The sequence below is a fragment of the Streptococcus hillyeri genome, from assembly GCF_041081565.1.
Lineage (GTDB): Bacteria > Bacillota > Bacilli > Lactobacillales > Streptococcaceae > Streptococcus > Streptococcus hillyeri.
In genome coordinates, this window is record NZ_CP163513.1 from 1,542,731 (window position 1) to 1,555,354 (window position 12,624).

The following is a 12,624-nucleotide window of genomic DNA, read 5'->3' on the forward strand; positions in this document are numbered from 1 at the left end:
GGTGTTTTTGCTGTGCATGAGATGATGATAGGTAGAAGGATATTTATACTTAACAAAAATCAAAAATTACTTTTTGTTTCTTTCTAAAAAGTGCGGACGCTCCAAAGGTCTGGGAGACCTTTGGAGGTGGGAAATGAAGCTGAAGAATTCAGCGTCAAAACCTCCTACGGAGTTTCATTGCTATTTTTTGAGCCTAGGTCTCAAAAAATCCGTTCTTATCAAGAGTTTACTCTTGATAAGAATACCACTATAACGAAAGAAACATGTTAACCTCACTTCGTTCGGTGGTCTATCAATGATATTAGTGGTTCTAAAATGCTAATTTTGATTTTGGATGAGTATTATCACTATTTCCCTCAAATATCTAACTATCTCGAAGACATTAATCAACTAATCATTAACCTTCTTAGATTTATCAGAGATCCCAACACCAGCCATTGCAAGGGTGAAAAGTAGACCACCTAACATTGTGAGGTATAACTGCTCTTCTTCACCTGTTTTTGGTAACAATACACTCGTATCTTCTTTTGAAGATAAGGAGCTTTTAGCTGAATTAGTGACCTCTAGCGACATCACTGTTATATCTGAGTTTCTTGAATTTTCTGATAGAATTTCAGATTGTACCAACACTTCAACTTCTGAGGTATTTGAGAGAGGTCCTTTTGATTCAGATAACTGAGATAATGTTTCTGATTTGAAATCCTCCGGTAGGAACAACTCAGGTTTCTCAGGTTGTATCAACGCTTCAACTTTTAATGTTTCTATTCGTTGTGCTGGTTCCAATTTTGTTAATGGCAAGAATCCTTCTGGTTTCGCTTCTTGTACCAATGGATCACCTTTTGAAGTTATTGGTTGTGCTGGTTCCAATTTTGTTAGCGGTCTAAATGCTGGTTCCAGTTCCTTCATTGGTACTGTTGCTGGGGTTAATTTCGTTAACGGTCTAAACGATGGTTCCAGTTCCTTCATTGGTACTGTCGCTGGCGTTAATGGCGTTAACGGTCTGAATGATGGTTCCAGTTCTTTCATTGGCACTGTTGCTGGGGTTAATTTCGTTAACGGTCTAAACGATGGTTCCAGTTCCTTCATTGGTACTGTCGCTGGCGTCAATGGTGTTAACGGTCTAAACGATGGTTCCAATTCCTTCATTGGCACTGTTGCTGGCGTTAATTTTGTTAACGGTCTGAATGATGGTTCCAGTTCTTTCATTGGCACTGTTGCTGGCGTTAATGGCATTAACGGTCTGAACGATGGCTCCAATTCCTTCATTGGTACTGTCGCTGGCGTCAATGGCGTTAACGGTCTGAACGATGGTTCCAATTCCTTCATTGGTACTGTTGCTGGCGTTAATTTCTTCATTGGGATAAAGGCTGGGGTTAACGTCATCAACGGTTTGATTGCTTTATATACAACTTCCTTAGTTTGATCCATAGGTTGGACAACACCAGTGGAATTTTCAAAAACAATAGATTTTTCATCTGCATGATAATTTTCAATTTCTGGTGTTTCAATCACTGTCTTATCTTGATGCGGTTTATAAGTTACTACATTAGTGACTAAATCTTTATCAACCGTCCAAGTCACCACTGTTTCTTTTGGTTGCTGATTTGGAACACCTTTATAAATAACACGATTAATTGTCTCTATTTGACGAATCTCATGCTTATGTGCCAACATTACTTTGATAACTTGACTAATCGCATCTGTATCATCAACTTTATCAAAGTAATGTAACTTTTCTTTATCAAATTGACCTTCTAGAATGTCATATTTAGCTTTGTCAACTAAGTCAGTAGTAGTAGTTACTTTGAATTGTTCACCAACCTTACCAGCAATCTCATTATGAGCAACAACAGCATTTCCATTGTCAACATCAATAAATTCTACCTTTACCTTAGCATCATTTGGTGTGTATAGAACCTCAAACACTCGATTTTCTTCTCCAAAATTTGGAGTAGCTGCGACAGCTTCAGCAAGTGTTGATTTCCCATTAACCGTGTAGGTGTAACCAAGTCGATCTAATTTAATTAATTTATCATCGAAAACAATATCTTTACCGTCATAACCATCCACAAAGTAGCCATATGATGGTACTTTGTCTACATCTTGCAAATCATTCTCTGGATCTGCTTTGGAAACAATGATTGCTCGGCTTTGCTTAGCGTAAGTGACTTTAATGTCTTGATTGTTTACAATTGATAATGGAAGTATTTTTACTTCATTTAAATCGCCAGACGATTCCGGGGAAATATCTACTACCTTATATCCTTTAACATTTGGATGGGATACAGACGTAAGGTAATAACGAATTTTATTTAACCATTCATTCTCATTATTAGTATAACCCATTGGCAATTGAGAATCCGTCGCCCCTTTAACAAAACCACCAGCTTCGCTAGCTAATTTCCAAATGATATTCTTAGATTCACTAACCGGCACTCCTTTGGCATCCAAAGATGGCTTTTCACTAACTTCAACAGGATTTCCATTTAAGTCTTCAGCATAATAAGCATAGGTTACTTCTGCATTATCACGTAAGCCAGTTAGAATATTTTGTTTATGTCCGAGATCATTTTCCTTTGTAGTCAGTTGTGATTTTTCAAACGTAAACTTGAAGTTTGGATCTTGCTTAGTCACTGTCACAAAGGAAACTTTACGCTCTTTAGCAGGGACGTCAGTTAAAGGAGTTCCCTTTTTATCTACATAAGTAATGGTCTGTTTGGATGTTTTAATTTCCGACAATTTTGGTTCTGCAGGTATATAGAAAATTGTAGCAGAAAGATGGTCTAGCGTAACAGTTTCTGTGCCAACTGTTTGTCCAATCTTGTCATAAAGTCCTTTAGAATTACTTAGGACAACAAAAGCATTTGTAAAATCATTCTTTTCATTGATTTGACCACGGTTCCCCTCTGGATTTAATGGTTGCTGGTCTAATTTGCCACCATAGTACCATGACTCCTGGCCACCTAATGTCAGACGTCCACCATGATCTGGCGAGGTGTTATTATTAAAAACAACCACATATTTACCACCTTTATCACCACGTAATTCATAAGTAATAATTCCAGAATTATCCTGTGCATTGGTAATAACCATCTTAGGAGTTCTATTGTCTTTGCCATTGATATCCTTATAATCAGTTAAGTGCATCAGAGGTTCCTGAGTTCTAAAGGCTACCAAAGCTTTATAGAAGTTAACCATGTCAGGATTTTTACCGACAAGTTCCCAATCAATCTTGTTGTAAACATCGCCCGCATTATAAGTATTATGCTTATGATTTTTAGTACGAGCAAATTCTTGACCCATTTGTGAGAAATGGATTCCTTGAGACAAAGCACTCATGGCTGTGGCTAATTGAACACGATTTTTCAGTTTAGCATCATCATCTGATTCATTGTATTTTTTCAACAAATCGTATAAGGTTTTCCCATCATGTACTTCAACATAGTTCAATTGTTGTGATGGATTAGCATATTTTTGATCCAATCCACCAAGTAAACTCTTAGTAACTTGGTCTAACTGTTTATCTTTATTGTTATTAGTTTTATAATTTGATTCGCTATTCACAAATCCTTTAGCTCCGCCATTATCATTATATTGAGATCCTGCAATAGCATCGCGTCCAGTTGCATCAAAGAAACCATATTCTGGTAATTTTATAGCGTTACCAATACTGGCCTTAACCTCGTCACCTTCTCCTTTGAGATAATTTCCCATACTATCCCAACCTTCGCCATAGGTGACGATTTTTTTATCAATTTTGTCCAAAGCTGTGCGGACATCAGACAATGTCTTGGTATCAAGGTCACTCATGGCATCAAAACGGAAACCATCAATACCATATTCTGTCGCCCAGTACACAACAGAATTAACAATGAATTGGCGCATCATGCGAGAATTTGATCGAACGGCATTTCCAACGCCGACATCATTATTCATAGCACCATCGCCATTAACAGCATAATAGTATCCTGGAACAGTCCATTCAAATGGATTTTCTTGACCATGGTAGAGGTGATTATAGACCACGTCCAAGACCACATTAATGCCAGCTTTATGGAGACCATTTATCATTTCTTTTAGCTCTTGAATACGAACTTCTGGTTTACTTGGATCACTTGAATAAGAACCATCAGGAACATTATAGTTTTTAGGATCATAGCCCCAGTTTTGCTGATTGTTATGGACACCATCTTCTTCAGCGCCCGCTATTTCGCTATCTTTTTCATCCCCTTTATCCAATTCTGGAACTGTTTGGAAATCATTAACTGGCATCACTTGAACATATTTAACACCTGTATATTTAAGGTGGTCAAGTCCAGTCATTTGATTGCCGTTTTTTGTCCCCTCTTGAATAAGACCTAAGAAATTGCCTCGTTTTTCCTTATCAACACCCGATTTTGGATCAATTGAAAAATCTCGAACATCAATTTCCATAACACTCAATTCAGATAAAGAAGAAACTCTCTTGGCATTTCCTTGAGTTACCTTACTACCATACTTACTCGGATTTAAAATGACTGAACGAGAACCATTTTGAACAACGCCGACTGAATAAGGGTCCTGAGTTTTAACGGTTTGATAAACTTGTTTTTGAGGAACAATCTCACCCTTATCATCACGCTCAATTTTTCCACTAGCATAGAAGGCAGCAATTTCCTCCCACTTAGCTTCATTATCCCCTAAAATAGTTTTTTTAGTCTCTTTACCTACCTGATAGTCTGGCCCATTTAATAATTCACCAGTAACAGAGTTACGGTATTTATAATATGCTCTTTCCCACTTGCCTGTGCTAACTTCTTTTTTATGTTCTTCAGCTTGAATAAAGTAAGCATTTGGAATTTCTAGCTCATAATCATAAGACAGCATTTCGGCAGTTTCAAGTTTGTATTGCTTCAAAAATGCTTCATTTATTTCAAGTGACCAGACACCAATAGTATTATTTTTATAGTCACTGCTATCAACATCAGTACCTCTAGTCATAGCAACTGTGGCTAGTTTATCTGATTTTGGGTCTGTTGATGATTGATAAAAATTTACCTTAACTGTTTTAGCAGTTGGTGCCCAAAGATTAATCTTAGCTGTTTTACCATCTTCATTTAAAGTTGCACCAAGTCTTCCTGCCTTACCAACAGTTTCAAAGTTATCAGGTTTGTTTGGATTGACAATTTTATCAATATAGGCGTAAGTTTCATCAAATTTTGGATCTTGGGCAGAAACTTGTGAATACCAACTTTGAGAAACCCCTTGATTATTTTTTTTATCTTTACCAATATAGACATGGGTATCAGCAAACTCATTGACAGTGGCAACCATGTTGCTGGTTTGTTTATTGTTCCAATCAGGTTCACCATTATCTTTTGCTTTGGCAACAATATAATTAATATAAGTCTTATCTTTATTAGCTTGCAAAGTAGCTTCGTGTTTACTACCATTAAAAGCCATTGGAGTAAATTTACCATCCGGGCCACTTTCCCAAGTCCAGACTCCATAAGGTCCTTGTGCATCTGTCTCAAAATGAATTGTCACTGGTTTCTTTTCGACAAACTGCTCAATAGTAACTTCCTCTGGAGCTTCTACAGATTCAGTAGTTGAAACCGACCGAGCAGTTCTTGGTTTAGGAGTAGATTCTTCTTCCGATACTGGTGCTGAGTTTCCTTCCCTTGAATTGTCTTTAGGTGTTATTTCTATACCAGTTACTTCTGAATCTGATTGGGATGAAACTGCAGGAATCGTTTCGGTTTCAGATACTGAAGTTACGGGTTCTTCTTGTCCAGCAGAAGCATTACTGACCTCAACTGCGGATGGCTGTGATTGATCGATTGTTATAGAATCCACTGCTGCATCATTTGCAGAAACCGTTTGCATTCCTATTGCAAAACTAATTGCCGTAAGAACACTAGCTCCAAACAACCATTTCTTACCCGATTTCCACATTCTAAAACCAGTTACTTTTTTATCAACAAATTTATTTTTCTTAGACATAGATGTCTCCAATCTTAATATTACACCATTATTATGCAAGCGTTTTCTTTGTTTGTCAAGAGTTTTAATAACAATAAAACATTTTCACGCATTTCTGTTTATTTTTCAATAATTAACAATGGTTTACCGAAATTTCTCTGAAAAATGTTGCTTTATAAGAACAAGAAAAAGCCTCGAACAGTGTCGAGACTTTCCATTTTCATATTGTGTTAAATGGCTTTTTCATCGTGTCCAAGGGCACGCTGAACAGCTTTCACAATTTCAACAATGACAAAGGCTAAGAAACTACCAATAAGAACAACCAACCATTGGCTCAAATCAAGGTGAGACACGTGGAAGATTTTTTCTAAGAATGGTACTGTTAGAGTGGCTACAAGCAGTAAGAGTGAGCCAATAATTGCCCAGTTAAACATTTTGTTTTTAAATGGACCAACGGTAAAGACAGATTGGTAAACTGACTTAACGTTGAAAGCATGCACTAACTGAATTAATCCAAGCGTTGCATAAGCCATTGTAAGGGCATCTGCGTGGATGGCATGGTAGTCACCAACGTGAACTGGGTTCGCGATAGCATAACCATAGACACCAAGTACAAGGGCACCTTGCATCAAGCCTTGGTAAGCTACGGCACCAAGAACACCACCTGAGAAGAAGCTTGAGTTACGTCCACGAGGTTTGTGTTTCATGACACCTGGCTCAGCAGGTTCCATACCAAGCGCAATCGCTGGAAGGGTATCTGTTACCAAGTTAATCCAAAGAAGGTGAACTGGCTCAAGAACATCCCAACCAAACAAGGTAGCAAGGAAAATTGTCAACACTTCAGCGATGTTAGCTGAAAGCAAGTATTGAACAGTTTTTTGAATATTTGAGAAGACCTTACGTCCTTCTTCAACGGCAACGATGATGGTCGCAAAGTTATCATCCGCAAGGACCATGTCAGAAGCTCCTTTAGATACTTCTGTACCTGTAATACCCATACCGATACCGATATCAGCTGTTTTCAATGACGGTGCGTCGTTTACACCGTCACCAGTCATGGCAACGACTTTACCTTCATTTTGCCATGCTTTAACGATACGAACCTTGTGCTCAGGCGATACACGCGCATAAACTGAATACTGTTTGAAGACTTTTTGGAATTCTTCATCCGTCAATTCATTGAGTTCAGCACCAGTGAAGACATGGTCTTCTGTATCATTAGGATCAATGATTCCAAGACGTTTGGCAATAGCTTCCGCTGTATCTTGGTGGTCACCAGTAATCATAATTGGACGGATACCAGCTTCCTTAGCAACGGCAACGGCTTGCGCTGCTTCTGGACGTTCTGGGTCAATCATCCCTACCAAACCAGCAAAGACAAGACCATTTTCCACAACTTCTGTTTCAAGCGTTGGAATTTCTGACTCGTATTTGTAAGCCATCATAAGGACACGAAGCGCTTCTTTGGCAAGAGATTTATTGGTTGAAAGAATCGCATCTTTATCCGCATCTGTAATCGGACGAACAGTACTGTTTTCTTCAATTTGTGTCACACGTTTCAACAATTGATCTGGCGCACCTTTAACAGCAACCAAGTAACGTCCGTCTGCCAACTTATGAATCGTTGACATCAATTTACGATCTGAGTCAAATGGTAATTCAGCCACACGTGGTTCAGCTTTCAAGGCATCACGCACATCGAAAGCGTGGTCAAAACCAAATTGAACAAGAGCTGTTTCCGTTGGGTCACCGATAAGTTTGCCGTTTTGGTCAACTTTTGTATCGTTGGCAAAGTTCATGACACGAAGGGTCATATTGTCATCTGCGATATCATCTGCAGCATCAAAGACTTGACCGTTGTAGTAAACTTTTTCAACTGTCATTTGGTTCATTGTCAAGGTACCAGTTTTATCTGATGCAATGATTTCTGTTGAACCAAGTGTTTCAACCGCTGGTAATTGACGAATGATTGAGTTACGTTTCGCAAGAACTTGTGTTCCCATTGAAAGAACGATGGTAACAACTGCTGGAAGTCCTTCAGGAATAGCAGCTACCGCAAGAGCTACCGCAGTCATCAATGAATCAAGTGGCTTCTCACCACGGACAAATACAGAAACCACAAATGTAATTGCAGCAATAACAAGCACAGCATATGTCAAGACTTTAGATAAGTGGTGCAAGTTTTGTTTAAGTGGTGTGTCAGTCTCTTCAGCATTAGCAAGCATGCTCGCAATGTGACCAACTTCTGTGTACATACCAGTGTTTGTAACAACACCGATACCACGTCCGTAAGTGACGTTTGAGTTTTGGTAACCCATATTCACACGGTCACCAAGACCTGCATCTTCAGCAAGCGTTACAGCCAAGTTTTTCTCAACTGGCACAGATTCCCCTGTAAGAGCAGCTTCTTCAATTTTAAGCGAAGCAGCTTCTAACAAGCGCATATCTGCTGGTACCACATCACCTGCTTCAAGCATAACAATATCACCAGGTACAAGGTCTTTTGAGTCTACTTCTGTGACGTGACCATCACGGCGAACACGTGCCACTGGACTTGACATTGATTTAAGGGCATCAATAGCAGCTTCTGCTTGCCCCTCTTGGTAAACCCCAAAAGCAGCATTCAAGACAACTACCAAAAGAATGATAATCGCATCTGTTAACCCTTCAGTTCCTTCAGTGACAACTGAAAGTGCCGCAGCGACAAGCAAGATGATGATCATCAAATCCTTGAATTGATCCAAGAATTTTTGCCAGATGGTACGTTTCTCACCTTCATCCAATTCATTATGGCCGTAGGTAGCCAAACGTTTAGCTGCTTCTTCACCTGACAAACCTTTTTTAGACGTTTGTAAAGCTTCAAGAACAGCTTCCTCTGTCTGCGTATAATACGCCTGACGGTTTTGTTCCTTAGACATTTCGTCTCCTCCTTTGGTCTTTTCAAAATAAAAAGACCTGTTTTATTCCAAACAAGTCTCGCGGTTTAAGATTATGCCGGAAATTAATTTCGTAATGACGACATAATCACGGGCTGACCCGTCTGCTACTCCCTTGATATTTTTTTATTATATAAAAAAAACATGAAAAATACAAGTTTCAATCCGAAAATTCATACATTTTTCTCCTACTAAAAGGCAACAATCGTGGACCTTGCAATTGGGCTAACGAAGTAAAAATAAGGTACTCCAGCTTATCTTTAGAACCAATTATACCTCTCTTCCAAAAACAGAGCATACCTAGTTTAGTCATAAGGACAAGAAAATATTTTACAAGTCTGCCTATTAAAGGTACAATAGCAGTATGATGTTCTATAAAATTTTAGCCCTATCTTTTCTATTTTTAACACCACTATTTGGACTGGCTTTGGTCAAACTCTTTAGTCTTGAGCGTTTTAAGGTCAATTTTGCTGACTTAGCTCTACCAGTCTTTATGTTCGAGATTGTGATTGTTTCTCAAAAATTTTTCGTGCACTCCTACCTTCCTCATTATCTTCTTGTTTTAAGCCTTTTAGCAATTGGAGTGTCACTCTGGTTGTTTAAAACAAGCAGGGAGAATTTTACCTATCGTCGTTTTTTCAAATTCTTTTGGCGGTTAAGCTTCATCTTCAGCTTCTTTTTCTATTTGGCTGTGGTTATTGCCGTTTTTGCATTTTAAAAAGTCTGTTCAGAATGACATCTGAACAGACTTTTATACTTATTTCTAGTGGAAGAAACATTTTAGCCTCACTTCGTTCGGTAGTCTATCAATAATATTAGAGGTTCAAAATGTAAATTTTGATTTTGGACAAGTATTAGTCCATCTCGCTCCGTAAGTTCGAAACAAATAAATCACCCGTTAGACGGGTGGTTATGATCTGCAATAAGCCATTATTCATGAATTTCTAAGGGGAGGCCATCTGGATCAAAGAAGAAGGCCATTTTCTTTCCATCGAAATCATCATAGCGTAGTTCTTCGTGGCGGATGCCTAATTGATCAAATTCTGCTAAACAGGTTTCGACACTTTCAACTTTAAAGGCTAGATGACGGAGGCCTGTGTGTTCTGGATTGGGCATAGCAGGGCGTTTCGGTGCATCTGGTTTGATAAAGATTTCTAAGGTCAACTGACCTTTTTTCACATTGAAAAGAATGTCATTTTTTTCAGGACGAATATGTTCATCCAATTGTTCAAAACCTAAATAATCGACGTAAAATTGTCGCGTTTTCTCATAGTTACTTCCAATAATCGCGACATGATGCACAGTGTCTAAATTCATTGCTCTAATACCTTTCTTGGTTTCGTTCCCTCTGCTGGTCCGATAACACCTGCTTCTTCTAATTCTTCCATGAGACGAGTTGCACGGTTAAAGCCAACTTGCAAACGCCGTTGTAACATTGAAGCACTCGCTTTTTGTGTTTCAATAACCATAGCTTTTGCTTCTGCAAAAAGAGGATCGCCCTCAGAAGCTCCGCCTTCTCCATCAAAACCACCATCTGTTTCAGAAACGTCACCAGGGTCAAAGGACTCATCATAGTCAGCTTCTGCTTGATTTTTAACAAAATTAACAATTCGTTCCACATCGTCATCGGAGATGAACGAACCTTGCAAGCGAATTGGGGCAGATTCTCCAATTGGATGGAAGAGCATATCTCCTCTACCAAGCAGTTTTTCAGCACCATTTTCACCTAAAATGGTACGTGAATCTGTTCCTGATGCCACGGCAAAAGCCACTCGTGATGGGACATTTGCCTTAATCAAACCGCTGATAACATCAACTGATGGTCGCTGCGTTGCCAGAATCATATGAATACCAGCTGCACGCGCCTTCTGACCTAGACGAATAATAGCATCTTCCACTTCCTTGCTGGCAACCATCATTAAGTCAGCCAACTCATCGACAATCACCACGATTAGGGGAAGGGGGACTTGTTTTTCTTGAGAAGAAGCGTTGTACTCAGCTACCTTGGCATTGTAACCTGCAATATTTCTCACACCGATATGACTGAATAATTCATAGCGGTTTTCCATTTCTTGAACAACTTTCTGCAAAGCTTTACTTGCCTTACGTGGATTGGTTACGACAGGAATTAAGAGGTGGGGAATATCATTGTAGACTGATAATTCAACCATTTTAGGGTCAATCATCATAAATTTGACTTCATCAGGTCTGGCTTTCATGAGAATGGACGAAATAATTCCATTGACCGCAACAGATTTCCCTGAACCTGTTGAGCCTGCGACCAAAAGGTGAGGCATTTTAGCAAGGTCAAAGGACTTAGCTGTGCCATTCACCGCTTTACCAAGTGGAATTTCTAAGAGATTTTCAGGTTTGGCATCTGATTGTTCCCATAATTCGCGGAAGGAAACTGTCGCAATCTCTGAATTCGGAACTTCAATTCCCACTAAAGATTTCCCTGGAATTGGGGCTTCAATACGCACATCCTTAGCTGCAAGAGCCAAGGCCAAATCGTCAGCCAAGTTTGAAATACGGTTAACACGAACACCCACCGCTGGTTTTAATTCATAGCGCGTCACTGACGGTCCGATTTCTGCCCGCTCCACCTTGACTTCGATACCAAAGCTCCTAAAAGTATCCTCTAAAACTTTGATATTTTGTCGGACAATATACTTTTCTTTCGTTTGGTTTTTCGGCTTATCTGGGGCAAAAAGATCAATCGTTGGTAATTGATAGAGGAGCGCTGCTTTTTTCGGTGAAAAATCAACCGTCACAGGCTCATCATCCTCGACAGGCACTGCTTCTTGTGACAACTCTTGAGGAGCCTCCTCTAGCAGATGATCCATGTCATAGACCTCTTCGTCTAATTGATAGCCTAAAATCTCTGGCTCAAAATCGTCTTCATAAGGTAGATTAGACACCTGTCCATCAACAGGCTCTAAGATTTCACCCGTTTCCGGATCGTAAGCTAATTCTGCCAGACGAGCTTCTTCTTCCAGTCTAGCTTGTTCTTGAGCGGCAGCTTCTTGTTGCTGTCTTTTTTCTTCGCGGCGGACAAAGCGTTCTTGGCGTTTCAACTCGGCATTGCTCTGCCATTTTTCAAAAGCTTGCGCAGTAAACTGTGATAGGTCATGGACATCCCAAGGGCTCATCAAAAACAGGCCTAGCAAAATGAATAGGGTGCCAATCATGAAGGTCCCAATATTGGTGACAAGGAAAGAAACTGGGGCATAAAGAATCGCACCAAGCATCCCTCCACCGACAAAGTGTTTGACTTCAAAAGCTGAGATATCCTTAGCAAGAAGACCAAGTGTTGTCTTGAAAACGGCTTTCCCAGCAAATGCCTTCATGGTAAATAGCCAAGCATGCCACTCCATCAAAAGCCCCATCATGAAAATCACAAAACCACTAACCAATCCTTCTATCTTATGAAAAAACTTAAAGCCAATCAAATAGATCATGGTAAACAGAAAGACTGGATAGGCTAGACTTCCTACAAAAAAGCGGCCAATATTGTAAAGAGTGGTTCCAAAAATGCCAATACGAAAGACTGCAAAAATCGAAAAAAGGACAACAATAACGGCTGTTATCAGTCGTTTAGTCGCCTGACTTTTTTCGAAATCTGCCTTGGTCTGACGTTTGGTAGAACGTTTATTAGATTGTTTTCGAGTATTTGACATAGCATTATTATATCACGTTTTTCTCGTTTTGAGGAATGAAGGCTCATTGG

General features: G+C 39.4%; 5 protein-coding genes. 1 reads left to right on the forward strand and 4 read right to left on the reverse strand.

Features of this window, described 5'->3' with window-relative positions; genetic code table 11:
• Nucleotides 1–390: 390 nt before the first annotated feature.
• Both AB6M99_RS07440 and AB6M99_RS07445 read right to left on the reverse strand, forming a co-directional pair.
• The gene (locus AB6M99_RS07440; RefSeq protein WP_369350496.1) at nucleotides 391–5,982 is read right to left on the reverse strand and encodes a KxYKxGKxW signal peptide domain-containing protein; all 5,592 of its coding nucleotides are present in this window, start codon (nucleotides 5,980–5,982) and stop codon (nucleotides 391–393) included.
• Between the two features lie 209 nt (nucleotides 5,983–6,191).
• On the reverse strand, nucleotides 6,192–8,879 hold the full coding sequence (locus tag AB6M99_RS07445; protein WP_121834852.1) for a calcium-translocating P-type ATPase, PMCA-type: 2,688 nt from the start codon (nucleotides 8,877–8,879) through the stop codon (nucleotides 6,192–6,194).
• A gap of 382 nt (nucleotides 8,880–9,261) precedes the next feature.
• Here AB6M99_RS07445 and AB6M99_RS07450 point away from each other — a divergent pair, with 382 nt between their 5' ends.
• Complete coding sequence (locus tag AB6M99_RS07450) at nucleotides 9,262–9,615, forward strand: DUF3397 domain-containing protein (RefSeq protein ID WP_121834853.1); 354 nt, start codon at nucleotides 9,262–9,264, stop codon at nucleotides 9,613–9,615.
• Between the two features lie 212 nt (nucleotides 9,616–9,827).
• Here AB6M99_RS07450 and AB6M99_RS07455 read toward each other — a convergent pair whose 3' ends face one another.
• A complete protein-coding gene (locus tag AB6M99_RS07455; RefSeq protein WP_121834854.1) occupies nucleotides 9,828–10,214 on the reverse strand; it encodes a VOC family protein in 387 nt (128 codons plus the stop codon).
• On the reverse strand, nucleotides 10,211–12,574 hold the full coding sequence (locus AB6M99_RS07460) for a DNA translocase FtsK (RefSeq protein WP_121834855.1): 2,364 nt from the start codon (nucleotides 12,572–12,574) through the stop codon (nucleotides 10,211–10,213). The genes AB6M99_RS07455 and AB6M99_RS07460 overlap by 4 nt, the downstream gene beginning before the upstream one ends.
• Nucleotides 12,575–12,624 lie beyond the last annotated feature (50 nt).

Excerpts from the sequence above, each read along its gene's own strand:
- AB6M99_RS07440 (WP_369350496.1), bottom strand. The coding sequence starts at position 5,982 with ATGTCTAAGAAAAATAAATTTGTTGATAAAAAAGTAACTGGTTTTAGA.
- AB6M99_RS07450 (WP_121834853.1), top strand. The coding sequence starts at position 9,262 with ATGATGTTCTATAAAATTTTAGCCCTATCTTTTCTATTTTTAACACCA.
- AB6M99_RS07460 (WP_121834855.1), bottom strand. The coding sequence starts at position 12,574 with ATGTCAAATACTCGAAAACAATCTAATAAACGTTCTACCAAACGTCAG.
- AB6M99_RS07455 (WP_121834854.1), bottom strand. The coding sequence starts at position 10,214 with ATGAATTTAGACACTGTGCATCATGTCGCGATTATTGGAAGTAACTAT.
- AB6M99_RS07445 (WP_121834852.1), bottom strand. The coding sequence starts at position 8,879 with ATGTCTAAGGAACAAAACCGTCAGGCGTATTATACGCAGACAGAGGAA.